Here is a 21,822-nt window from a genome sequence, read left to right on the forward strand (position 1 = left end):
CGCGCTCTTCTCGCGGATCCGGCTCCGCCTCCTTACAGTGGGCCGGGGGCCGAGGAGGCGCTTGGACATGGACCAACAGCAGATTCTGGCGCGGATCACCGAGATGGTCGACGCCGAGAAGACCCTGCGGGAATCGCTCGCGTCCGGAGCGATCGACGAGACGACGGAGCGGGCCCGCCTGGGAGTCCTGGAACGGGAACTCGACCAGTGCTGGGACCTGCTGCGCAGGCGGCGGGCCAAGGAGGAGTTCGGCGGCGACCCCGACACGGTGCGGGTGCGGCCGGTGGCGCAGGTCGAGGGCTATCAGTCCTGAGGACGCGGCGGCGGGGGCCTGAGCCGGGCGGTGGACTCCCGGGCGCGGGCGGTGGACCCCTGAGGCGGGCGGCGGACGCCTGACGCGGGTGGCCGACGCCCGGCCTCAGCGCGCGCCCGCACCCTCGACGAGCCCCAGCACGGGCCGCAGTCCGTCCGGCCGCCGAGCCACCGGCAGATGCTCCACGAAGTGCACCGCACAGCCCAACGCGGCCGCACCCCCGTCCGCGCGCCGGTCGTCGCCCACCATCAGCGTGTCCTGCGGGGCCACCCCGAGCCCGGCGCAGGCCTGCGCGAAGAGCCGCGCGTCCGGCTTCTGCACGGCGTGCTCGTACGACAGGACGTACACGTCGACGTACGGGTCCAGGCCGTGCGCCCGGAAGACGGGCCGCAGGTCCCACCCGATGTTGCTGACGACGCCCACGCGCACGCCCAGCGCCCGCAGGGCCCGCAGGACCTCCAGCGAGTCGTCGTAGGGCCGCCACGCCTCCGGCGTCCGGTGCCGCTCGTACAGCGCGTCGTACAGGGCGGGATCGGGCAGCTCCACCGTGCGGGCGAGCCCCGTGTACGCGGCCCGGTGCAGCTCCGCGCTCTCGTCGCGCCGGGACCACAGGTCCGCGAGGCCCTCCGGTACGTCGACCGTCGGCGAGCCGCCCGGCAGCGCGCCCGCGCGGTCGAGCGCCGCCGCGAGCCGCGCCACCTCGTCCTCCGGGAGCGCCAGCCTGCTCGCGGCCAGCGTGCCGCGCAGCCAGGAAGCGGTGGACTCGATGCGGAACAGCGTCCCGGAGAAGTCGAAGAGCACGCCCTTGATCGCCATGGGAGAGATCCTCCGGGACCGGGCGAACGGGGGTCAAGGACGCGCCGCGCGGCGAGGGGCGCGGTCAGCGGCTCACGGCGCGGGAGTCAGCGGTGCCCGACGCGGGCGTCAGCGGCTTCCGGAGCGATCCGGGCGCTGGTCCTCGGGCACGAAACGCTCGTACGCCGTCACGGCCACCGCCACCGTCAGCCCCCCGAGCAGCGTGCCCTCGACGACGTCCGACGCCCAGTGGACGCCGAGCCACACCCGTGTGAACCCCACGCCCACCACGGACACCACGGCGACGGCCAGCCCAGCGCGCCACACCAGGGCCCCGGCGCCGTACAGCCGCAGCAGCCACAACATCAGGAGGCACACCACGGTCGCGGTCATCGCGTGCCCCGAGGGGAACGCCGCGTAGCGAGCGGAGTCCACCGGGTCCGGCCACTCGGGCCGCTCCCGCCCCACCGCCGCCTTCAGCCCCTGCTGCACCAGCGCGCCCACCAGGGAAGTCGCCGCGAGCCAGCCCGCGAGCCACCACGCGCGCCGCGCCACCAGCCACAGCACGACGACGGTGATCAGCGCGCGCATCGTCCACGGGTCCCACACCCAGTCCGTCAGGACGCGCGCGGTCCGCGTCAGGCCCGGATGCCCGACCGCCCAGCGGTGGGTGGTCCGCGCGATGTCGTCGTCGAGGCCGAGCAGCGGGTGCCACCCGGCGGCGACGAGGAGGAGAAGGAGCACGGACGGGACGGCGAGGAACAGGGCGGCGCGCGGGGCGCGGGTGGCGCGCCGGGTCGCTCCGGGCGGTGCGGAAGGCATGCGTCGATCCTGGCCGATGGAGGGCGGCGGCACCTAACCGAGGGCGCGGAGCGCCGGGACGAAGGCCACGAGCAGGGGCACGACAGGGACGAGCGCCGCGGCCGCCGTCAGCCGCAGCCGACGCCCCGCCGTGAGCCGGGGGCGGGCCGAGAGCAGCCGGTGCACGCGCTGCGGCACATGTGCCTGCGGGGTCGGGCAGGGCCCGAACACCCCCCGCTCCTCGTTGAGTTCGACCAGGGCGAGGGCGATGGTGAGCCGTCCGAAGCGGCGCGAGGCCACGTCGTCGGCGGCCAGTTCCACGAGCCGGTGCATCTCGTCGCGGAACGCGGCGAACACCGGGACCTGCGGGAAACCCGCGGCGAGCGCGCCCGAGCAGTGCAGCAGCCAGTCGTGCCTGGCCTGCGCGTGACCCTGCTCGTGGGCGAGTACCGCATCGAGCTGGCGGCCCTTCAGGCGGCGCAACGCGGCGGTGGTGATGACCAGTTGGGGTGCGGCGCCGGGCAGCCACCAGGCGTCGGGCCGCTCGCCCTCGAGCACCACGAGCCGGTCGGCGCCGGGCTCCTCGCCGGGCAACAGCGGTGCCCGCACGACGAGTTCGGCCCGCCGCTTGACGCGCCGGGTGCGGGCCCGGGCGATCTCCCGGGTGAGCATCGCGGCGGTCCACACGCCGCCGCACGCGAGCGCCACCGCCGTCGCGGCCGCCCACGGGGTCGGTCCGAGCGCGTACGCCTCCACGACGTCACGCGGCGCGGGCGCGAACAACTGCCCGCGCACCGCCTGCCAGGCGGACGCCGCACTGAACGTCATCGACAGCGCACAGCACAGCAGGACACCCGCCACCACGCACTGCCAAGCCCACAGCGCGACCACCGGTTCGCGCTCCACCCAGTCGGCCCTCGCGAGCAGTCTGGGGGCGACGACGGCGGTCAGCGCGCCGAGGAGCAACAGCGCGACGGGGACCATCATGGGTCAACCCTATGAGGGCCGCGCCGCGCGGGGGTATGGGCAGCCCCCGCAAGTGACGTACGCCACGACGGGATCAGGCGTCCCGAGAGAGCGGGCCCCGCGGCGAAGCACCGACCGGCGGACGCCCTGCTGCTGCGGTGATCGCCAGGGACGAGTGCCGTGACGTGTGCCGTGAGTGCCATCACGCGTGCCGCGAGTGCCGTGAGGCGTGCCGCCCGTGCCGTGACGCGTGCCGCGAGGCCGTCGCCCGCCCCGCCCGCTCGGCCGCCCGGCCCAGGCACCCCCTCACGACATCAGCACCAGCATCGCCAGCATCCCCATGCTCATCGCGAGCCGGCACACCAGCACCAGCTCCGGCCGGTCGGCCCAGCCCACGGCGCCGTCCGGACGCGGGTCGGCGGCGCGGCACGACGTCCGGCCCCCGGGCCCGGCCCCGCCCGCGCCCCCCTCACCCCCGGCGACCACCGCTCCCACCGGCGCGAGGCGCGCGCCCGAGAGCAGGACGTGGCCCGCGAAGTACAGGAGCAGGGCGCCCGTCACCACCGGCACGCCCGCGCCGCCGTGACCCGCGTGGCCGCCGGGCACCGCCACCATCGCCGCCGACATGTACACCATGGCCAGCGCGCCCACGACATGGTGCAGATGCCGCGGTGCGCGCCGAGCGGGCCACGCCATCCACAGCCCGGCGGCGGCGAACACCGCCGCGTACCCGAGCCACACGCCGCGCGGCGGCTCCACCACCGTGGCGGGCAGGGCCATCACCGCCATGCCGAACCCCATCAGCGCCTCACCGCCCGCCGTGCGCCGCTGTTCCTCGACGCGGCTGCGCATCCGCAGCAGGCAGTAGGCGCCGCTTCCCGCGCAGAGCGCCACGAGCAGCCAGCTCGCCGACCCCGGTCCGTGCACCTGAGCACCTCCTCGATCGACGTCACGCCGTCGTCGGGTCGATGCCCGGCCCCGGGGCGGCGTACGGGAGCGCACGGAGGTACGGCGGGAGCACATCGCGGGCGTGGGTCGCCGCTGGGCGCGCTCGTGGGCGCAAGGGCGCGCGGGGTGCGGAAGAGGGGTGGCGGAGGTGGCGGACGTGGCGTCGCGGGGTGTCCTCAGGGGCGGTGGCGCAGCGGATGGTCCTCCGGGACCTCCACCACCGCGATCCGCGTCCCGTCCGGGTCCGCGATCCACATCTCGATCAGGCCCCACGGCTCCCGCACCGGCGGGCGCAGGATCTCGACGCCGCGTGCCGAGAGGTCCTCGTGGGCGGCCGCCGCGTCCGCGACCTGGAGCCACAGCCGTACGGCGGGGGACGCGGGCACCTCGGAGCGGCCGGACACCTCGAGGAAGCCGCCGCCGAGGAAGTAGACCGTGCCGCGTTCCGGGCCCGTGCCGAACTCCCGGTACACCGCCAGACCCAGGTCACGGCCGTAGAACGCGCGGGAGCGCTCGGGATCGGTGGGGGTCAGGAGGATCCTGCTGCTCAGTACGTGCACCATGCTGACGCAGCCTAGGGGCGGGTTACCCTCGGCGGTGCGCGCGGTGGTGCGGGAGTGGCGCCGTCGCCGTACGGAAACCCGTCGCAGCCGGGGCCCGGCACGCGCCGCGGCTCCGGAGATCGGAGACACGCGCCCATGCACACCGCACCGCGCCCCAGCACCCACGGCGACCCGACGTTCCGGGACGCCACCGCGGACGACGTCGACGCGCTGGTCGCGCTCATCGAGTCGGCGTACCGCGGGGACGACAGCCGGGCCGGTTGGACGACGGAGGCGGACATCCTCGAAGGGCAGCGCACCGACCCCGAGGGCGTCGTGGCGGTCATCGAGAAGCCCGGGAGCAAGCTGCTCGCCGTCGAGATGGAGGGCCGTGTCGTGGCCTGCTGCCAGCTGGAACACCGGGGCGAGCACGCCTACTTCGGGATGTTCGCGGTCAGCCCGGCGCTCCAGGGCGCCGGCCTCGGCAAGGTGATCATGGCGGAGGCGGAGCGGATCGCACGCGAGGCGTGGGGGGCGCGAGAGATGCACATGACCGTGATCTCCGTACGCGACGAACTCATCGCCTGGTACGAGCGGCGCGGCTACCGCCGTACGGGAAAGATGAGCCCCTTCCCGTACGGCGACGAGCGCTTCGGCGTCCCGCAGCGCGACGACCTGCAGTTCGAGCTGTTGGTGAAGGAGATCGCCTGAGCGGTGCCCCGGGGCGGGGCGGCGCGCGGGCCGTCAGGCGGTGAAGCGGCCCGTGCGTTTGATCTCCGGGTAGTCCGTCGTCGCGCCGTCCAGCTGCAGCGCCCGCACCAGGCGCAGATCGTCCTGGGTGTTCACGACCCAGCCGATGATCCGCAGGTCGGCCTTGCGCGCGTGCTCCACGATCTCCAGCGTCAGACGCCGGATGTTCAGTACGAGAGTGGTGGCGCCCACCGCGGTGGCGCGCTCCACGACGTCCGTGCCGTAGCGGCTTGCCACAAGCGCGGTCCGCACGCCGGGGACGAGCCGGGCGATCTCGGCGATGGCCTCGTCGTGGAAGGAGAGCACCTCCACCCGGCCGGTCAGGTCGCGCGCGTGCATCACGTCGGCGAGCGCGCGAGCCGCCGCGACATCCTTGATCTCGGCCTGCAGCGGCGCCTTCACGGCATCGAGGACCTCTTCGAAGACGGGGATCCGCTCGCCCCTGCCCGCGTCCAGGTCGCGCAGCTCGGCCAGGGTCTTGTCGGCGATGGCGCCTCGGCCGTCGGTGGTGCGGCCCACGTCCGCGTCGTGCATGACGACGAGGGCGCCGTCCTTGCTGAGGTGCAGGTCGAGTTCGATGATGTCGAGGCCCGCGGCTTGGGCGGCGACGAACGAACGCAGGGTGTTCTCGGGTTCGACCCCCATGACACCGCGATGACCGATGGTGAGGAAGTTCAAGGTTCACTCGCTTCCGTCGACGGCGGCTCGGCTCCGCGCGGCTCGGCGGCTCATGACCACGCGGCAAGGCGCAGCCTAATGGCCCGCCTCCGCGATGGGACCGTCCCTGCGTGACGGAGTGGAGTCGTCCGGTCTGGTTCCGACGATCCCCAGGATGAGTCCGGTGAGGAGGGCGGCGACAAGTACGGCGCGGGTGCTCAAGGGTTCGCGGCCTCTCTCGGGCTCGGTCGGCTGACCTGGCCCGTCCTATCGCCACGGAGCCCCTGATCGCGAGCGGTCTCACCCGTGGGTGGGCGCGTCGCCCGGTCGTTGACCCGGGCCCTCGCCGGGCGTCTCCGGGAGGCCGTCGAGGTCGGTGAGCAGCGCCTCGGCCAGCTCCAGTTCGGCCTCCAGATGGCGGGCGCTCCAGCGCAGCGCGATCTGCGGATGGGACCTGCCCTCGACGCCCTGGGCGTGCGCCAGGGCGCCCTGGACCTGCGCCAGTTCGTCCCGGGTGTGCGCGATGTGCTCGCCCACCATGGCCCGCAGCCGGGCCGGTTCGGTGAGGTGGCCGAGCCAGACCCGCAGCAGCAGCGGATGCTTGAGCACCGGCGGCCCCGCGTCCTGCCCGCCCGCCGCCCAGCCCGCGAGCGCGGCCCGGCCCGCGTCCGTGATGGCGTACGCCCGTCTCGTCCGCGGCTCCTCCGGGCCCGAGCGGCGAGAGGAGGCGTACCCCAGCGCCTCCAGGCGGCGCAGCTCGGCGTAGATCTGGCTGACGGCCGGTGACCAGTAGAAGAAGCGCAGCGAGGAGTCGGCCCACTTCTTCAGCTCGTAGCCGGTCCGTTCGCCCGGGAAGGACAGCAGCCCGAGCACGGCCCACGCGGTCGGCGGCAGTGGTGCGGGCGGGGGCGACGGGGTCGGGAGCGGGGCTGCCATGAGCCGCATTGAAGTGAACGGGCCGGTGTACGCGCAAGAGTTCGCCCGTGGGCCGGTGCGGCCGGGGGGCGCCGGGGTTCGGCGCGTCCGCCGGGGCGCCCGGGGACAATCCGCCGTTGGGGCCGCCGGGGTTCAGCCCGTCCGCGGGGCCGCCGTCTGCTCGGCGAGTGCCTTCGTCCGTGCCTCCGCCTTGGCGTCCACGGCGTACTGGTCCACGTACTCCTGGCCGGACAGCACCAGGATCGCGTACATGATCTCGTCCGTGACGGCCCGCAGCGCGGCGCGCTGGTCCTGCATGCCGGCGTAGCGGGAGAAGTCCAGGGGCTCGCCGAAGCGCAGCGTGAGGGGGACCAGGCTCGGCACCCTGCGCCCCGCGGGCTGCGCCTCGAACGTGCCGATGATCGCGCAGGGGACCACGGGCGCGCCCGAGCGGAGCGCCATCGTCGCCACCCCCACCCGGCCCTTGTACAGACGGCCGTCGTGCGAACGCGTCCCTTCCGGGAAGATCCCGAGCAGCCCGCCCCCGCGCAGCACCGCGAGCCCCGACTCGACCCCCGCCCGCCCGGCCCCGTTCCCGGACCGGTCCACCGGGATCGCCCCGATGCCCCGGAAGAACGCGGCGGCCAGGCGGCCCCTGATCCCCTTGCCGGTGAAGTACTCCATCTTCGCGAGGAAGCCGATGCGCCGCTTCAGCGTCACCCCCAGCAGGAACTGGTCGCAGAACGACTGGTGGTTGCCCGCGATGATCGCCCCGCCTGCGGCGGGCACGTGCCCGAGCCCCTCGATCCGCGGCCGGAACAGCCACCGCAGCAGCGGGACCAGTACGACGCACTTGAACAAGCGGTAGAACATGCCTGTGAGTCCCCTCCTCGGCTGCCCCCGCGCCGGGGAACGCTAGTGGTCTCGCGGGGTTCGAGGGAGAACGCGTAATCAGCCAGAGATGGCGCATCATGTGAGCTATGTCTGGCGTGAGTTGATCCATCACCCTCGCCTTGCACGGGGATTGCCGTGTCTCTTGCCTCTTGCCTCTTCAAGATCTGACGACTAGTCATATGGCTGTTTGAAACATGCGAGCGTCCCGGAGGTCCAACTCCCAGGAGGCAACGTGCAGTTCTCCGTCATCTTCGAAGCGCAACTCGCCGATCCGACCGTGGACCGCGAGCACCGGCTCATCCACGACTGCGTCGAACAGGCCGTCCTGGCCGAGGAGATGGGGTTCGACCGCGTCTGGGCGGTCGAGCACCACTCCCTGAAGTGGTACGCGCACATGTCCGCGCCCGAGGTCTTCCTGACCTGGGTGGCCGCGCGCACCCGCACGATCCGCGTCGGGCACGGCGTCGTCTGCATGCCGTTCCGCTTCAACCATCCCGCGCGCGTGGCCGAGCGGGCCGCGATGCTCGACCTGCTCTCCGGCGGACGGCTCGACCTGGGCGCGGGCCGCGGCGGCACGGCGCAGGAGACCTCGCTGTGCGGGGTCGACCCGGACCGCACGGCACAGGAGGTCGAGGAGGCGCTGCGCGTCGTCGCCAAGGCCTGGGAGCGCGACGAACTGGAACACCACGGCCCGCTGCTCGACATCGAGCCGCACCCCATCCTGCCGCGCCCCGCGCAGACCCCGCACCCGCCGCTGTTCCTCGCGTGCAGCAGGGCCGAGACCCTGGAGCGGGCGGCCGGGCTCGGCGTCGGCGCGCTGGTGATGGGCTTCGCGGGGCCCGAGTCGATCGCCGGGATGCGGCGCGTGTACGACGACGCCATCGCGGCGCGCACACCGGACCAGTTCGTGTCGAGCGTCGTCAACGACCACTTCGCCGTGCTCTGCCCGACCGTCGTGCTCGACGACGGCGCGGCCGCCCGGCGGGTGGGCCTGCGCGGCCAGCGGTTCTTCGCGCAGTCCATCGCGCACTGGTACGGCGGCGCGGGGCTGCCCGACGAGGCGGTGGTCGACGGCGCCGACGAGGCGGCCGCGCTGCGCACCGCGGGCGAGCAGGTCGTGGCCCGCCTGAACGAGCAGGACATCCCCGTACGCCCGGCCGCCACCGCCGTGTTCCACGCCGACCACGCCTACGGCACCGCGGCCGACGCCATCGCCTACGTCGAGCGGCTGCGGGCGGCCGGGGCGGACGAGGTGATGTGCCTGGTCCAGATGGGCACGGTGCCGCAGGAGGCCTGCCTGGAGACGCTGCGGCAGTGGGGCGAGACGGTGATCCCGCACTTTCGTCCCCGACAGAGGGAGGTGGCTTGAGATGGAGGGAGGAAAGCCGTCTGAGGCGGGCGAAGGAGAAGGAAGGGGGCATGGGACGAGCGCTGGAAGGCGGTCTGCGGCAGGCGCTGGAGGACGGCCTGAGGCGGGGGCTGGAAGGCGACCTGAGACAGACGCGGAACGGTGGCCTCAGGCGGACGCGGGAAGGCGGCCTCGGGCGGCTTCCGGCGTGGCACGTTCCGGATCGGCGGGCGGCGGTGGCGCGCCTGCCGAGCTGCCCGCGCCTGCCATGCCCTCCGCGGCAACCGTGCCACCCGCTGGGCCGCCCCCGACCGCCCCCGACCGCCCCCGTCCCCCTCGCCGCCGAGGCCCGGCCCCTCGTGGCCGCGCTCACCGCGTTCTTCCCCGACATCGGTGGTGCCGTCACCGACGCCGCCGAGGCCCGCCGCATCCTGGCCGCCGCGCCCGCGTCGCCGTTCCCGCCGCCCCGGGTCGGCCCGGTGTCCGGCCGGTTCGTCCCGGGGCCGTCCGGGGCGCCGGACCTGCACGTGCGGTGCTACCTGCCCGAGGCCGTCCCCGCGCAGGGGACGTCGGCATCCGAGCCCCGTCCCACCGTTGTCTTCCTCCACGGCGGCGGCTGGTCCCTGTGCGGCGTGGACACCCACGACGCCACCGCGCGCGGCTTGTGCCGGGAGGCGCACGCCGCCGTGGTCTCCGTGGACTACCGCCTCGCCCCGGAGGACCCGTTCCCGGCGGCCGTCGAGGACGCGTACGCCGCCGTCCTGTGGGCGGCCGCACACCGCGCCGAACTCGGCGGCGAGGGCGGCCCGTTGGTGGTCGCGGGTGACAGCGCCGGCGGCAACCTGGCGGCCGTGTCCGCGCTCACGGCCCGCGACCACGAAGGACCGACGCTTGCGCTGCAGGTGCTCATCTATCCGGCGGTGGACGGCCGCGACCACGGCGGCTCGGGGGAGTCCGCAGGCTCCAGCGGCCCCATCAGTCCCTCCGATCTCACCGGCCCCATCAGTCCCTCCGATCTCACCGGTCCCGCCGGTCCCGCCGGTCCCGCCGGTCAAGAGCCCCCGGACGCCAACGCCAGCTTCCTCACCCCCGCCCACGGCCGCTGGTTCCGCGAGCAGTACCTGGGCGCGTACCTGCGCGCGGGCGGCGACCCGGCGGACCCGCGCGTCTCTCCGCTCCTCGCCGCCGACCTCTCCGGCCTACCGCCCGCCGTCGTCGTCACCGCGGGCCACGACCCCCTGTGCGCGCAGGGCAGGGCCTACGCGGCGCGGCTGAGAGACGCCGGGGTCCCTGTCGTCGAGGGGCACTTCCCGGCCATGTTCCACGGGTTCTTCGGCTTCCCGGATCTCCTCGCGGACGCCCGCGCCGCACAGGAAACCGTGGGAGAAGCGATCGCCTCCACGGCTGGAGGCAGGAAAAACAGCGGCGCCAGCGGGGGTGGGGCAGGATAATTTCCCGGATCCCCTCTTGAAACGGAGAACCTCGCACACATACGGTGTCCATACGCGAGGTTCTCCCGTGGAGGATGGGTTATGACGGAAATTCTTGTGCACACGGTGGTGGAGGGTGGCGACGCCATCCGTGACGGACGAGTGGTGGATCACCCGGCCTGGCCGGAACTCAAGAGTGCCGTCGAGGAAATCAGGCCCTGGCAGTCCAAGGACGGGTCCATCGACTTCGAGCGCGAGGGCGCCCCGACCCGGGTCGACGCGGAGGCGGCGGTCAACCGCGTCATATCCGGCGTCGAGGCGCTCGCCCCGCTGCTCCCGCACGACGAGGCGTACCACCAGGCGCTGGTGAGCGACCTGCGCGGCTGGGTCGACAGTGGCTTCGTGGTGCCGGACTTCCTGGACTCGCTGCTCGCCTTCCACCCCGCGGCCCGCCGCGAGGACGGCCTGCAGCACCTCGTGGTCTTCCCCATGTACACGCAGAACGGCAACCCGGACCGCAACTTCGAAGCGGTCGTCCTGCGCATGGTCTGGCCCGAGTGGCTCGCCGAGCTCGAGCGCACGCGCTACGACAACCCGCTGTTCTGCGGCATCACCTTCGAGGACTTCACCGCCGGGTACGACACGAACTCGGCCGTCCTCTTCCCCGAGACGATCGCCGTGCGCGAGGCCCCCGAGCGCTTCACCTGGGGCGGCATCTTCTGCGACCGCGAGGCGGCCCGCTTCCGCCGCGTCACGGAGTCCGCCGTGGACATCCTCGGCATCTCGCTGCCCGCCGACGTCCGCGCGATGCTCGACGACCAGGACCGCTGCCAGGAGGCCTTCGTCCTGTGGGACATGGTCCACGACCGTACCCACAGCCACGGCGACCTGCCGTTCGACCCCTTCATGATCAAGCAGCGGCAGCCGTTCTGGATGTACGGGCTCGAGGAGCTGCGGTGCGACCTCACGGCCTTCAAGGAGGCCGTGAAGCTCGAGGCCGACGGCGTGTCCCAGGCCCGCGACGTGCAGTACGCGGTGCTGTTCGACCGGATGTTCCGCTTCCCGGTCACCGGCGAGCGCGTGCGCAACTACGACGGCCTCGGCGGCCAGCTGCTCTTCGCCTACCTGCACAAGCACGACGTGGTCCGCTGGACCGACAACAAGCTGAAGATCGACTGGGACCGCGCGCCCCAGGTCACCAACCAGCTCTGCGCGGAGATCGAGAAGCTGTACCGGGACGGCATCGACCGCCCCAAGCTCGTCCACTGGCTCGCCGGGTACGCCCTGGTCTCGACCTATCTCGCCCCGCACCCGGGCTCGCGCTGGGCCAAGGGCCCCGACGCCCTGGACACCTCGCTGCCGCCGCGCAAACTGGTCGACGAGGTGCTTCCTGACGAGTTTCCGCTCAGCATGTTCTATGAGGCGCTCTCCAAGAAGCTCAAGGCAGTGATCGCCTCCACCCAGGGGATCACCGCGGGCTCGGGAGCCGGGAAGGTCGCCGCGTGAGCGACCACATCAAGGAGGCGAGGACCATGTCCGCACTCGACGGAGCCGTAGTCGCCGTGGCCGGGGCCGCGGGACCCGCGGGCCGGGCCGCCCTGCTCAGGCTCGCTGAGGCCGGGGCCACGGTCGTCGCCTCCGACGCCGACGCCGCCCGCCTCGCGGAGGCCGTGGACGCCGCGAGGTACGCCCACGGCGGTGCCACGGTCACGGGCGACACCGTCGACCTGCTCGACTTGGACGCGGCCCGTGCCTGGGCCGACCGCACCGAGAAGGAGTTCGGCCGCGTCGACGGCCTGGTGCACCTCGTGGGCGGCTGGCGCGGCAGCGCCTCCTTCGCCGAGACCGACCTCGGCGACTGGGACGTCCTCGAAGACCTCCTGATCCGTACCGTCCAGCACACCTCGCTCGCCTTCCAGGACGGCCTCCAGCGCAGCGGCAACGGCCGCTATCTGCTGATCAGCGCCGCGGGCGCCTCGAAGCCGACGGCGGGCAACGCGGCGTACGCGTCCGCCAAGGCCGCGGCCGAGGCCTGGACGCTCGCGCTCGGCGACGCCTTCCGGAAGGCCGGGGGCGACGAGGGGCCGCGCGCGGCGGCTGCCATCCTGGTGGTCAAGGCGCTGGTGCACGACGCGATGCGGGCGGAGCGGCCGAGCGCGAAGTTCGCGGGCTTCACCGACGTGAAGGAGCTGGCCGAGGCCATCGCCGGAGTCTGGGAGCGGCCCGCCGAGGAAGTGAACGGAAACCGTCTGTGGCTGACCGAGAAGCCGTGAACCCGCCCAAGACCGACGCGCGCCGGCACCACGACCCGGACGTCCGCGGCTTCGCGAGCGACAACTACGCCGGTACGCACCCGGAGGTGCTGGCGGCCCTCGCCCTGGCCAACGGCGGCCATCAGGTCGCCTACGGCGAGGACGAGTACACCGAGCACCTCCAGCAGGTGATCCGCAGCCACTTCGGGGCGAGCGCGGAGGCCTTCCCGGTCTTCAACGGCACCGGCGCGAACATCGTCGCGCTCCAGGCGGTCACCGACCGCTGGGGCGCGGTGATCTGCGCCGAGAGCGCGCACATCAACGTCGACGAGGGCGGCGCCCCCGAGAAGGTCGCGGGCATCAAGCTGCTCACCGTCCCGACGCCCGACGGCAAGCTCACCCCCGAGCTGATCGACCGTCAGGCGTTCGGCTGGGAGGACGAGCACCGCGCGATGCCGCAGGTCGTCTCGCTCGCCCAGAACACCGAACTGGGCACCGTCTACACCCCGGACGAGATCCGTGCCATCGTCGAGCACGCCCACGGCCTCGGCATGCGGGTGCACCTCGACGGCGCGCGGATAGCCAACGCCGCCGCGTCCCTGAACGTTCCGATGCGGACGTTCACGAACGCGGTCGGCATCGACATCCTCTCGTTCGGCGGCACCAAGAACGGCGCGCTGTTCGGCGAGGCCGTGATCGTCCTGAACCAGGACGCGGTGCGGCACATGAAGCACTTGCGCAAGCTGTCCATGCAGCTCGCGTCCAAGATGCGGTTCGTCTCCGCGCAGTTGGAGGCGCTGCTCGCCAAGGACCTGTGGCTGCGCAACGCCCGGCACGCCAACGAGATGGCGCAGCGCCTGGCCGAGGGCGTCCGTGCGGTGCACGGCGTGGAGATCCTGTATCCCGTCCAGGCCAACGCCGTCTTCGCGCGCCTGCCGCACGACGTCAGCGAACGCCTGCAGAAGCGCTTCCGGTTCTACTTCTGGGACGAGGCGGCCGGTGACGTCCGCTGGATGTGCTCCTTCGACACCACCGAGGACGACGTGGACGCCTTCGTGGTGGCGCTGAAGGAAGAAATGGCGCGCTAACCGCGCCACTCCGGGCACGGGCGGTGCATAAGTATGCGGTCGATCGAAAAGTCATTGACTCTCGGTCGGCCGCTTTCTTATGCTCCCTCGCCATGCAACTGATCCAGCAGACCCCGGACCTCTCGGCCTATCTCGCGGCGGACGAGGCCATCGACCACACGCATCCCCTCGTACGCGAGACGGCGGCCCGGCTCGCCAAGGACGTGGCCGACTCCTACGCGTACGCCCGCGCCGCCTACGAGTTCGTGCGCGACACCGTCCCGCACTCCGCGGACTCCGGCGACCCGCGCGTCACCTGGCGCGCCTCCGACGTCCTGGAGCAGGCGACCGGCATCTGCCACGCCAAGGCCCACGCCCTGGTGGCGCTGCTGCGCGCCGAGGACATCCCGACGGCGCTGTGCTACCAGCGCCTCCTGCACGACGACGGCAGCGGCTTCGTCGTCCACGGCCTCGTCGCCGTGCGCCTCGACGGCGCCTGGCACCGGCAGGACCCGCGCGGCAACAAGCCGGGCGTGGACGCGCGGTTCTCGCTCGACGGCGAACGGCTCGCCTGGATCCCGGACGCCTCGGCGGGCGAGGTCGACTACCCCGAACTCCACGCGTCCCCGCACCCGTCGGTGCTCACCAGCCTGCGGCAGGCCACCAGTCGGCCGCGCTTGTGGGACACGCTGCCGACGGAGCTCCCGACTACCCGGTGAGGATGCGGGTCTATTCATCGGAGGACAGGTCGAGTACGTGAAGCCAATGCACCTGCAAGTCCCATGCGTGGCGCATTGGTTGGGGATTCATCCGACCTATTCCTGTCGGATTCCTTGACGCGTACCCGTCCCGACGTCGATGCTGCGTGCCGTCCGCGTTGTCGCATCGCGCTTTCGCGCTTTCGCGCCGTCCTCTGTCGGAAGGCTTCGCCATGTCCCCCATCTCGCGGCGTGCGTTCGTCGCAGGCACCTCCGGAGCGTTAGTGGCGGCCGGGTCGCCTGTCGCCTGGGGCGGGCCCCCGGCCGCCGCACCGGACGACGTGCACGCCGCGCTGCTGCGTGACGCCGCGATGGTGTGGAGACGCCTGCCCGGCGGCTGGCAGGAGGGCCCGTTCCTCGGCAACGGGTTCCTCGCCGCCCATCTGTACGCCAAGCCCGGCGAGGGCAACGTACTGCGCATCATGATCAACCACTCGTACGTGCAGGACCAGCGCGGCCAGTGGGAGGCCGCGATCGGCTACTCCCGGCTCGGCGTCGGCTACCTCACGTTGACCCTCGCGGGCACGATCACCGGCGTCGACTGGCGGCTCGACCTCGACAACGCCGAGCTGACCGGCACCATCACCACGGCGCGCGGCAGCGTGCGGTTCACCGCCCTGATCCTCAGTCAGGAAGACGTCCTGCTGGTGACGTCGGAGCCGAGCGCTGGCGAGGAGACGGCCGCCTGGGACTTCACCGCGCTGCCCTCGCACACCACCCGCACCACCCGCGTCCCGCCCGACTACACCGCGAACCCCGACCCGACGACCGCCCCCGGCATCGTCGAACAGCCCCTGCGCGCGGGCGGCGGCTACACCACCGCCTGGCGCGAGGTGCGCTCCGGCACGAAAAGGCTCCTCGCGGCCACGATCGCGTACGGACACCCCCGCTCGACCGGCCGTGAGGAGGCCGAACGTACCGTGGCGCGCGCCCTCGACGGCTCGCCCGCCGCGGCCATCGCCCGGCACCGGGACTGGTGGCACGCCTTCTACCGGCGCAGCTTCGTGTCCGTACCCGACAAGAGGGTGCAGCGCTTCTACTGGATCCAGCTCTACAAGCTGGCGTGCGCCACCCGCAGCCACGGACCCGTCACGCCCGTCTTCGGACCCTGGTTCCCGGAGACCGGCAACAACTGGACCAGCATCTGGTGGAACACCAACGTCCAGGTGACGTATCCGATCGCCAACGGCTCCAACCACCGGGAACTCGACGCCGTCACCCCGACGTTCGCCAAGTACCAAGAGAACCTGGAGTCCAACATCTGGCCGCGGCTGCGCGACGGCGACACCTACGCCCTGTGCCACCCCGGCGACTGGAAGCTGCGCTCCGGCCCGCGCTACGTCGGCATCCCCGGCGAGAGCCCCAACGACCACACCGGCAACCTCACCTGGGCCCTGCACAACGCCTGGGTCACCTACCGCCACCACATGGACGACGACGTCCTGCGGCACGTCATCCGCCCTGTCCTCACCAAGGCCGTCCACTACTACTCCCGCCACCTCACCGAAGGCTCCGACGGCCGCCTCCACCTGCCCGAGACCCGCTCCCCTGAGTACGCCAACGCCTCCGACTGCACCTACGACCTCTCGCTGCTGCGCTGGGGCGTGACCACGCTCCTCGACTCCGCGCGGCGGCTGCGCGTCAGCGACCCGCACCAGAAGCGGTGGCGCGACATCCGCGACCGGCTCGTCCCGTACCACGAGAACGAGAACGGGGTCATGATCGGCGACGGCGTCCCGCTCGCCGAGTCCCACCGCCACTACTCGCACCTGCTGTGGCTCTATCCGCTCCAGGAGAAGCTGGACCGGCGCGCCTTCGACCACTGGACCAGCCGCCAGGACCGCTGGCACGGCTACAGCTACGCGGCCGCCGCCTCCATGGAGACGCTCTTCGGCAAGCCCGAGGAGGCGCTGCGCCACCTGCGGTTCTTCCTGGACGGCAACGTCACCGACAAGTGCGCGATGACGCCCAACACCATGTACCGCGAGGGTTCCAACTTCGCCCTGGAGAGCCCGATCAGCGCTGGGCAGTCCCTGCTCGACATGCTGACGCAGAGCCACGGGGGAGTGCTGAAGGTCTTCCCCGCGGTGTCCCGCACCTGGGCGGACGCCAGCCTGCAACAGGTGCGTACGCAGGGCGCCTTCCTCGTCGACGCCTCGCGGCGCGGCGGGCGCACCGAGTGGATCAGGGTGGCGAGCGAGGCCGGGGAGCCGCTGCGGTTGCGGCACGGCATCACCGGCGCCGTCGACGTACGCGACGAGCGCGGACGGCCGCTGCCGTACACGGGCCGGGATGTCATCAGCGTGCCGCTGCGGCGCGGGCAGGCCGCGGTGATCACGCCCAAGGGGGCCAGGCCGTCGCTGCGCCCGCGCGATGTGCGTGCGAACGGGACGGAGCCCGCCTGGGGGCTGCCGTAGGGCGCGGAAGACGACGGAAGTCCATCATGGTGCACTCGGTAGTGCTCTATGCTGTACTTCCGTCGATTCCCGCGAACCAAGGCAGACCATGACGCTCACCCTCACCGTGTCCGACGAGGTGCGCACGCTCGCGCCCGGCTTCACCCACGTCGCCATCGAGGCGTACGACCTCGTCAACGGCCCCAGCACCGACGACACCTCCGCCCTGCTCGACGACGCCGCCCGCCGCCTCGCCGCGCGTCTCGACGGCCGCGCCCCGCACGAGGACCCGCACATGGTGGCCTGGCGCGCCGCCTACACGGCCTTCGGGGCCAAGCCCTCGCGCACCCGCAACTCCGCCGAGGCGCTGGCCAAGCGGGCGCTCGCGGACGGCGGACTGCCGCGGATCAACGCACTCGTCGACGTCTACAACGCGATCAGCGTGGCCCGTCTGATCCCCGTCGGCGGCGAGGACCTGGACCACATCAAGGGCGGCATGCGGCTGGTGCGGGCCACCGGGGACGAGGACTTCGTCACCATGGCGGCGGGCGAGCGCGCCGTCGAGCGCCCGGAGCCGGGCGAGGTCGTCTGGCGGGACGAGGAGGGTGTCACCTGCCGACGGTGGAACTGGCGGCAGGGCCCGCGCACCCGCCTCACGGAGGCGAGCGTGAACGCGATCTTCCTGCTGGAGGGCATGGGGCCGGACGCGGGCCTGGAAGCGGCGGGCGCCGAACTCGCCGAGCTCCTGGAGAAGGTCAGCCCGGGGGCCCGCGTCACCGTCCACGAGCCGGTGGGCCAGGGCCCATCAGGCAGGCCCTGGGCGGCGCACCCCTCGCGGTGACCCCTGTGGGCCGGGTGGTGGGTCAGCCCGCCTCGGCGGCGCGGACCTCGGCGGGCGTCGGGGCCGTGCCGCCGAGGTGCGCCGGCATCCACCAGGTGTCCTCCGGGCCCTTGGGGCGCACGGGGTAGGCGCGCTGCGCGGCCTCCAGGAGCTCCTGGCAGCGCTCGCGCAGGCGGCGCGTGATCGCGCCCGCGTACTGGTCCTTGGGGGCTTCCATGCGCTCGCCGACGCGGATCGTGACCGGCAGGCCCTGGCGCTTGAAGTTGCGGGGGTGCCCCTTCGTCCACAGCCGCTGAGTGCCCCACAGGGCCATCGGGATCAGCGGGACCCCGGCCTCCTGGGCCATGCGCGCGGCACCCGACTTGAACGACTTCAGCGTGAACGACTGCGAGATCGTCGCCTCCGGGAAGACGCCGATGATCTCGCCGGCGCGCAGCGAGTCCAGGGCGTGGGCGTAGGCCGTCTCGCCCTGCTTGCGGTCCACCGGGATGTGCTTCATGCCGCGCATCAGCGGACCCGAGATCTTGTGCCGGAACACCGACTCCTTCGCCATGAAGCGCACCATGCGCTTCTGGGGCAGGGCCGCGAGGCCGTCGAAGATGAAGTCCAGGTAGCTGATGTGGTTGCTGACCAGGACCGCCCCGCCCGAGCGCGGAATGTTCTCGGACCCCTTGCAGTCGATCTTCAGGTCGAGAGCCTTGAAGAAGGTCTTGGCGGCGCCGATGACCGGTCGGTAGACGAGTTCTGCCATGGCTGGGGAGGGCCCTTCGTCTCTGCCGGAGGACAGGGCCTCTGGCAGGAAGCTAAGTTACGGATCCGTAGGGTCTACGGCTCCGCCAGATCGTGCCCCAAGAACGAGCGGCTGGCCAGCCATGGTGCCCGTATCGCGCGAGATTCTCGTCACGTCGGAATCTTTCGGCAGGCGTGTGCGCTGTAGCGATGGACGTATGTGGAGCCCCGGTGGGGCGGATCGAGGCCCCCGGTGGGGGTGGGAAAGGCGGGGCGCGCGTGACAGGGGTGCGCGGAGGCGACGGCGGGGAACCGCGGGGCGTGGCGCGGCCCGGTGCCGCTCGGCCGGGTGCGACTCGGCTCGGCGCGGGAGAGCTCGGCGCGGAGCTGGGCGAGAGAGCCACTCTCGTGCAGTTCTCCAGCGCGTTCTGCCAGCCGTGCCGGGCCACCCGCAGGGTCCTCGCCGACGTCGCCGCCCTGGTCCCGGGCGTCGCCCACGTGGAGATCGACGCGGAGGGCGCCCTCGATCTCGTACGCGCGCTGGGCGTCGACAAGACCCCGACCGTGCTCGTCCTGGATGCCGCGGGGCGCGAGGTGCGGCGCGCGGCGGGACAGCCGCGGAAGGCCGATGTGATCGCGGCCCTGGGGGCGGCGATATGAGCGATATGCGGCGGCCCGCCGAGCATGCGCGTCCCGGGCCGGGCTTGACTGCACCCGCCACCTATCGTCAGCCTGCTGCCATGCCCCAGGAGCTCCTTCTCTACGAGCGTGTCCACGTGGACCTCGCGCGCCATGCCAGTGCGCGCTGTTGGTCCCGCTGAGCAGCCACGGACCCGTTCGTACCTCTCGGCAGAAGGACACAACTCCATGACGGCCACGCCCGACCTCTCCGCCCCTCAGCTCGCCACGCCCGACCTGCTCCGCTCCGCCTTCCGCAGGCACGCGGCCGGAGTCGCCGTGATCACCGCCCGGGGTACCGACCCCGTCGGCTTCACCGCCACCTCGCTCACCTCGGTCTCCGCCGAACCCCCGATGGTCTCGTTCGGCATCGGCACCGGCGCCTCCAGTTGGCCCGCGATATCCCGGGCCGAACACGTCGGCGTCCACATCCTCGGCGAGCACCAGCAGGAACTCGCCGCCACCTTCGCGCGCAGCGGCGCCGACCGCTTCGGCGCGCCCACGCGCTGGTTCGACGGGCCCGAGGGCGTGCCGGTCCTTGAGGGCGTGCTCGCCTGGATGGTGTGCCGGATCGTGGCCCGGGTGCCCGCAGGGGACCACCGGGTGGTCCTGGCCGAGGCCGTCGCCGGAGACCCCGCGGGGGCGGGCCGCCCGCTGCTGTACCACCAGGGACGCTTCAACGCGCTGCGTGACTGAGAGTTCCCGATGACGCGGGGTGCGCGTGATTACGGAGCGTTGCGAAGGTCACAGTTCAAAGCGCTTGCTCAGGGGGAAAGTACTGGGTGTACTCATGAGTAATATTCCGGTTGGAGCGGGGGCCGCCCCAACCGGGATCCGCCGCTTCAGGCGCCTATGCTGCCTGCAAGAAGGCAGTGGCCCGATGCCGAGGCAGCAGCCCAGTAATGACGATGCAGTAGGAGAGCCGGCGTGAGCTTGAGGATCGTTGTCTGTGTGAAGTACGTGCCCGACGCCACCGGCGACCGGCACTTCGCCGAGGACCTGACCGTCGACCGCGACGACGTGGACGGCCTGCTCTCGGAGCTCGACGAGTACGCGGTCGAGCAGGCCCTGCAGATCAAGGAAGCGGCGGACGACGACGCCGAGATCACGGTCCTCACCGTCGGCCCCGAGGACGCCAAGGACGCGCTCCGCAAGGCCCTTTCGATGGGCGCCGACAAGGCCGTCCACGTCGAGGACGACGACCTGCACGGCACCGACGTCATGGGCACCTCGCTGGTCCTGGCCAAGGCCGTCGAGGAGACGGGCTACGACCTCGTCATCGCCGGTATGGCCTCCACCGACGGCACCATGGGCGTGCTGCCCGCGATTCTCGCCGAGCGCCTCGGCGTGCCGCAGGTGACGCTGCTCTCCGAGGTCTCCGTCGAAGGGGGCGTCGTGAAGGGCCGCCGTGACGGCGACACCGCCTCCGAGCAGCTCGAGGCGTCCCTGCCCGCCGTCGTGTCCGTGACGGACCAGTCGGGCGAGGCCCGCTACCCGTCCTTCAAGGGCATCATGGCCGCCAAGAAGAAGCCGGTGAAGTCGCTCGACCTGGACGACCTGGACATCGACGCCGAGACCGTCGGCCTCGAGGGCGCCTGGACCAAGGTCGACTCCGCCGCCGAGCGTCCCGCGCGCACCGCGGGCACGATCGTCAAGGACGAGGGCGAGGGCGGCAAGCAGCTCGCCGAGTTCCTCGCGGGCCAGAAGTTCATCTGAGTTGAGCTTCAGTCACCCCTCACGTCCCCACTTCTTCGTAATCGCAGGAGATTGAAGTCCCATGGCTGAAGTTCTCGTCTACGTCGACCACGTCGACGGCGCCGTCCGCAAGCCCACCCTTGAGCTGCTCACGCTGGCCCGCCGCATCGGTGAGCCCGTCGCCGTCGCGCTCGGCTCCGGCGCCGAGGCCACCGCCGCCACGCTCGCCGAGCACGGCGCGGTGAAGGTCCTCACCGCCGACGCCCCCGAGTTCGCCGACTACCTCGTCGTACCGAAGGTGGACGCCCTCCAGGCCGCCTACGACGCCGTGTCCCCGGCCGCCGTGCTGGTGCCGTCCTCCGCCGAGGGCAAGGAGATCGCGGCCCGCCTCGCGGTCCGGATCGAGTCCGGCATCATCACCGACGCCATCGACCTGGAGGCCGGTGACGAGGGTCCGGTGGCCACGCAGTCCGTGTTCGCGGCCGCCTTCACCACCAAGTCCCGCATCTCCAAGGGCACCCCGGTCATCACCGTGAAGCCGAACTCGGCGCCGGTCGAGGCCGCCCCGGCCGCGGGCGCCGTCGAGGCCCTGTCCGTGTCGTTCTCCGCCCAGGCCACCGGCACCAAGGTCACCGCGCGCACCCCGCGCGAGTCCACGGGCCGCCCCGAGCTGACCGAGGCCGCGATCGTCGTCTCCGGCGGCCGCGGCGTCAACGGCGCCGAGAACTTCGCGATCATCGAGGCGCTCGCCGACTCGCTCGGTGCCGCCGTCGGCGCCTCGCGCGCCGCCGTCGACGCCGGTTGGTACCCGCACTCCAACCAGGTCGGCCAGACCGGCAAGTCCGTGTCGCCGCAGCTGTACATCGCCTCCGGCATCTCCGGCGCGATCCAGCACCGCGCCGGCATGCAGACGTCGAAGACCATCGTGGCCATCAACAAGGACGCCGAGGCCCCGATCTTCGACCTGGTCGACTACGGCGTGGTCGGCGACCTCTTCGAGGTCGTCCCGCAGCTGACCGACGAGGTCAAGTCGCGCAAGGGCTGAGC

At 72.4% G+C, this 21,822-nt stretch carries 23 protein-coding genes; 14 read left to right on the forward strand and 9 right to left on the reverse strand.

Going from position 1 to position 21,822, the window contains the following annotated elements; all coding sequences use genetic code 11:
• The first annotated feature begins 67 nt into the window (after positions 1 to 67).
• Positions 68 to 313, forward strand: a complete 246-nt coding sequence (locus tag ACZ6BG_RS15890; RefSeq protein WP_469001136.1) for a DUF2630 family protein — start codon at positions 68 to 70, stop codon at positions 311 to 313.
• A gap of 105 nt (positions 314 to 418) precedes the next feature.
• Here the strand turns inward: ACZ6BG_RS15890 and ACZ6BG_RS15895 are convergent, their stop codons facing one another.
• From ACZ6BG_RS15895 to ACZ6BG_RS15915, 5 genes are all read right to left on the reverse strand, one after another.
• Positions 419 to 1,129 carry an HAD family hydrolase gene (locus tag ACZ6BG_RS15895; RefSeq protein WP_469001140.1) on the reverse strand — a complete coding sequence of 237 codons (711 nt, stop codon included), beginning with the start codon at positions 1,127 to 1,129 and terminating at the stop codon, positions 419 to 421.
• Between the two features lie 108 nt (positions 1,130 to 1,237).
• Positions 1,238 to 1,930: a phosphatase PAP2 family protein gene (locus ACZ6BG_RS15900; RefSeq protein WP_469001142.1), complete on the reverse strand. Its 693-nt coding sequence runs from the start codon at positions 1,928 to 1,930 to the stop codon at positions 1,238 to 1,240.
• A gap of 33 nt (positions 1,931 to 1,963) precedes the next feature.
• Entirely contained in the window at positions 1,964 to 2,896 is a 933-nt protein-coding gene (locus ACZ6BG_RS15905; RefSeq protein WP_469001144.1) for a M56 family metallopeptidase, read from the reverse strand.
• A 285-nt stretch (positions 2,897 to 3,181) separates the two neighbouring features.
• Positions 3,182 to 3,802: a DUF5134 domain-containing protein gene (locus ACZ6BG_RS15910; RefSeq protein WP_469001147.1), complete on the reverse strand. Its 621-nt coding sequence runs from the start codon at positions 3,800 to 3,802 to the stop codon at positions 3,182 to 3,184.
• A gap of 197 nt (positions 3,803 to 3,999) precedes the next feature.
• Positions 4,000 to 4,386, reverse strand: a complete 387-nt coding sequence (locus ACZ6BG_RS15915; protein WP_469001149.1) for a VOC family protein — start codon at positions 4,384 to 4,386, stop codon at positions 4,000 to 4,002.
• A 135-nt stretch (positions 4,387 to 4,521) separates the two neighbouring features.
• On the opposite strand from ACZ6BG_RS15915, the gene ACZ6BG_RS15920 reads away from it, so the two are divergent.
• Complete coding sequence (locus ACZ6BG_RS15920) at positions 4,522 to 5,076, forward strand: GNAT family N-acetyltransferase (protein ID WP_469001151.1); 555 nt, start codon at positions 4,522 to 4,524, stop codon at positions 5,074 to 5,076.
• A gap of 33 nt (positions 5,077 to 5,109) precedes the next feature.
• On the opposite strand, the gene ACZ6BG_RS15925 is transcribed toward ACZ6BG_RS15920, so the two are convergent.
• The 3 genes from ACZ6BG_RS15925 to ACZ6BG_RS15935 all read right to left on the reverse strand — a co-directional run bounded on the left by ACZ6BG_RS15925 (position 5,110) and on the right by ACZ6BG_RS15935 (position 7,560).
• A complete protein-coding gene (locus ACZ6BG_RS15925; RefSeq protein ID WP_469001154.1) occupies positions 5,110 to 5,793 on the reverse strand; it encodes a glycerophosphodiester phosphodiesterase in 684 nt (227 codons plus the stop codon).
• 279 nt (positions 5,794 to 6,072) lie between these two features.
• A complete protein-coding gene (locus ACZ6BG_RS15930; protein ID WP_469001156.1) occupies positions 6,073 to 6,708 on the reverse strand; it encodes a PadR family transcriptional regulator in 636 nt (211 codons plus the stop codon).
• Positions 6,709 to 6,840: 132 nt separating this feature from the next.
• Positions 6,841 to 7,560 (reverse strand): lysophospholipid acyltransferase family protein, encoded by a 720-nt coding sequence (locus ACZ6BG_RS15935; protein ID WP_469001160.1) that lies wholly within the window; start codon positions 7,558 to 7,560, stop codon positions 6,841 to 6,843.
• Positions 7,561 to 7,813: 253 nt separating this feature from the next.
• Between ACZ6BG_RS15935 and ACZ6BG_RS15940 the strand changes: the two genes are divergently transcribed.
• The 8 genes from ACZ6BG_RS15940 (at position 7,814) to ACZ6BG_RS15975 (ending at position 17,673) form a co-directional block, all read left to right on the forward strand.
• Positions 7,814 to 8,950 carry an LLM class flavin-dependent oxidoreductase gene (locus ACZ6BG_RS15940; RefSeq protein WP_469001164.1) on the forward strand — a complete coding sequence of 379 codons (1,137 nt, stop codon included), beginning with the start codon at positions 7,814 to 7,816 and terminating at the stop codon, positions 8,948 to 8,950.
• Positions 8,951 to 9,288: 338 nt separating this feature from the next.
• Positions 9,289 to 10,380: an alpha/beta hydrolase gene (locus ACZ6BG_RS15945; protein ID WP_469001166.1), complete on the forward strand. Its 1,092-nt coding sequence runs from the start codon at positions 9,289 to 9,291 to the stop codon at positions 10,378 to 10,380.
• 81 nt (positions 10,381 to 10,461) lie between these two features.
• Complete coding sequence (locus tag ACZ6BG_RS15950; RefSeq protein WP_469001169.1) at positions 10,462 to 11,865, forward strand: DUF6421 family protein; 1,404 nt, start codon at positions 10,462 to 10,464, stop codon at positions 11,863 to 11,865.
• A 26-nt stretch (positions 11,866 to 11,891) separates the two neighbouring features.
• Positions 11,892 to 12,632, forward strand: a complete 741-nt coding sequence (locus tag ACZ6BG_RS15955; protein WP_469002930.1) for an SDR family NAD(P)-dependent oxidoreductase — start codon at positions 11,892 to 11,894, stop codon at positions 12,630 to 12,632.
• Positions 12,629 to 13,699 (forward strand): threonine aldolase family protein, encoded by a 1,071-nt coding sequence (locus ACZ6BG_RS15960; RefSeq protein WP_469002933.1) that lies wholly within the window; start codon positions 12,629 to 12,631, stop codon positions 13,697 to 13,699. Before ACZ6BG_RS15955 ends, ACZ6BG_RS15960 begins: the two co-directional genes overlap by 4 nt.
• A gap of 92 nt (positions 13,700 to 13,791) precedes the next feature.
• Positions 13,792 to 14,397, forward strand: coding sequence for a transglutaminase-like domain-containing protein (locus tag ACZ6BG_RS15965; RefSeq protein ID WP_469001171.1), 606 nt, complete (start codon positions 13,792 to 13,794; stop codon positions 14,395 to 14,397).
• A 212-nt stretch (positions 14,398 to 14,609) separates the two neighbouring features.
• On the forward strand, positions 14,610 to 16,853 hold the full coding sequence (locus ACZ6BG_RS15970; protein ID WP_469001173.1) for a glycosyl hydrolase family 95 catalytic domain-containing protein: 2,244 nt from the start codon (positions 14,610 to 14,612) through the stop codon (positions 16,851 to 16,853).
• Positions 16,854 to 16,941: 88 nt separating this feature from the next.
• The gene (locus ACZ6BG_RS15975) at positions 16,942 to 17,673 is read left to right on the forward strand and encodes a B3/B4 domain-containing protein (protein ID WP_469001177.1); all 732 of its coding nucleotides are present in this window, start codon (positions 16,942 to 16,944) and stop codon (positions 17,671 to 17,673) included.
• Between the two features lie 22 nt (positions 17,674 to 17,695).
• Here the strand turns inward: ACZ6BG_RS15975 and ACZ6BG_RS15980 are convergent, their stop codons facing one another.
• Complete coding sequence (locus tag ACZ6BG_RS15980; protein ID WP_469001180.1) at positions 17,696 to 18,424, reverse strand: lysophospholipid acyltransferase family protein; 729 nt, start codon at positions 18,422 to 18,424, stop codon at positions 17,696 to 17,698.
• A gap of 188 nt (positions 18,425 to 18,612) precedes the next feature.
• Here ACZ6BG_RS15980 and ACZ6BG_RS15985 point away from each other — a divergent pair, with 188 nt between their 5' ends.
• The 4 genes from ACZ6BG_RS15985 to ACZ6BG_RS16000 all read left to right on the forward strand — a co-directional run bounded on the left by ACZ6BG_RS15985 (position 18,613) and on the right by ACZ6BG_RS16000 (position 21,820).
• A complete protein-coding gene (locus ACZ6BG_RS15985) occupies positions 18,613 to 19,062 on the forward strand; it encodes a TlpA family protein disulfide reductase (protein WP_469001182.1) in 450 nt (149 codons plus the stop codon).
• A 207-nt stretch (positions 19,063 to 19,269) separates the two neighbouring features.
• Positions 19,270 to 19,776 carry a flavin reductase family protein gene (locus ACZ6BG_RS15990; protein WP_380853665.1) on the forward strand — a complete coding sequence of 169 codons (507 nt, stop codon included), beginning with the start codon at positions 19,270 to 19,272 and terminating at the stop codon, positions 19,774 to 19,776.
• Positions 19,777 to 20,007: 231 nt separating this feature from the next.
• Positions 20,008 to 20,796 (forward strand): electron transfer flavoprotein subunit beta/FixA family protein, encoded by a 789-nt coding sequence (locus ACZ6BG_RS15995; protein WP_087883011.1) that lies wholly within the window; start codon positions 20,008 to 20,010, stop codon positions 20,794 to 20,796.
• 61 nt (positions 20,797 to 20,857) lie between these two features.
• The gene (locus ACZ6BG_RS16000; RefSeq protein ID WP_289954191.1) at positions 20,858 to 21,820 is read left to right on the forward strand and encodes an electron transfer flavoprotein subunit alpha/FixB family protein; all 963 of its coding nucleotides are present in this window, start codon (positions 20,858 to 20,860) and stop codon (positions 21,818 to 21,820) included.
• Positions 21,821 to 21,822 lie beyond the last annotated feature (2 nt).

This window comes from Streptomyces sp. NPDC041205 (assembly GCF_055591765.1).

Bases quoted from the DNA above. Each gene is read 5' to 3' on its own strand.
- ACZ6BG_RS15935 (WP_469001160.1), bottom strand. From the start codon at position 7,560: ATGTTCTACCGCTTGTTCAAGTGCGTCGTACTGGTCCCGCTGCTGCGG.
- ACZ6BG_RS15970 (WP_469001173.1), top strand. From the start codon at position 14,610: ATGTCCCCCATCTCGCGGCGTGCGTTCGTCGCAGGCACCTCCGGAGCG.
- ACZ6BG_RS15920 (WP_469001151.1), top strand. From the start codon at position 4,522: ATGCACACCGCACCGCGCCCCAGCACCCACGGCGACCCGACGTTCCGG.
- ACZ6BG_RS15955 (WP_469002930.1), top strand. From the start codon at position 11,892: ATGTCCGCACTCGACGGAGCCGTAGTCGCCGTGGCCGGGGCCGCGGGA.
- ACZ6BG_RS16000 (WP_289954191.1), top strand. From the start codon at position 20,858: ATGGCTGAAGTTCTCGTCTACGTCGACCACGTCGACGGCGCCGTCCGC.
- ACZ6BG_RS15900 (WP_469001142.1), bottom strand. From the start codon at position 1,930: ATGCCTTCCGCACCGCCCGGAGCGACCCGGCGCGCCACCCGCGCCCCG.
- ACZ6BG_RS15895 (WP_469001140.1), bottom strand. From the start codon at position 1,129: ATGGCGATCAAGGGCGTGCTCTTCGACTTCTCCGGGACGCTGTTCCGC.
- ACZ6BG_RS15890 (WP_469001136.1), top strand. From the start codon at position 68: ATGGACCAACAGCAGATTCTGGCGCGGATCACCGAGATGGTCGACGCC.
- ACZ6BG_RS15915 (WP_469001149.1), bottom strand. From the start codon at position 4,386: ATGGTGCACGTACTGAGCAGCAGGATCCTCCTGACCCCCACCGATCCC.
- ACZ6BG_RS15905 (WP_469001144.1), bottom strand. From the start codon at position 2,896: ATGATGGTCCCCGTCGCGCTGTTGCTCCTCGGCGCGCTGACCGCCGTC.
- ACZ6BG_RS15965 (WP_469001171.1), top strand. From the start codon at position 13,792: ATGCAACTGATCCAGCAGACCCCGGACCTCTCGGCCTATCTCGCGGCG.
- ACZ6BG_RS15930 (WP_469001156.1), bottom strand. From the start codon at position 6,708: ATGGCAGCCCCGCTCCCGACCCCGTCGCCCCCGCCCGCACCACTGCCG.
- ACZ6BG_RS15990 (WP_380853665.1), top strand. From the start codon at position 19,270: ATGACGGCCACGCCCGACCTCTCCGCCCCTCAGCTCGCCACGCCCGAC.
- ACZ6BG_RS15975 (WP_469001177.1), top strand. From the start codon at position 16,942: ATGACGCTCACCCTCACCGTGTCCGACGAGGTGCGCACGCTCGCGCCC.
- ACZ6BG_RS15985 (WP_469001182.1), top strand. From the start codon at position 18,613: ATGGACGTATGTGGAGCCCCGGTGGGGCGGATCGAGGCCCCCGGTGGG.
- ACZ6BG_RS15980 (WP_469001180.1), bottom strand. From the start codon at position 18,424: ATGGCAGAACTCGTCTACCGACCGGTCATCGGCGCCGCCAAGACCTTC.
- ACZ6BG_RS15950 (WP_469001169.1), top strand. From the start codon at position 10,462: ATGACGGAAATTCTTGTGCACACGGTGGTGGAGGGTGGCGACGCCATC.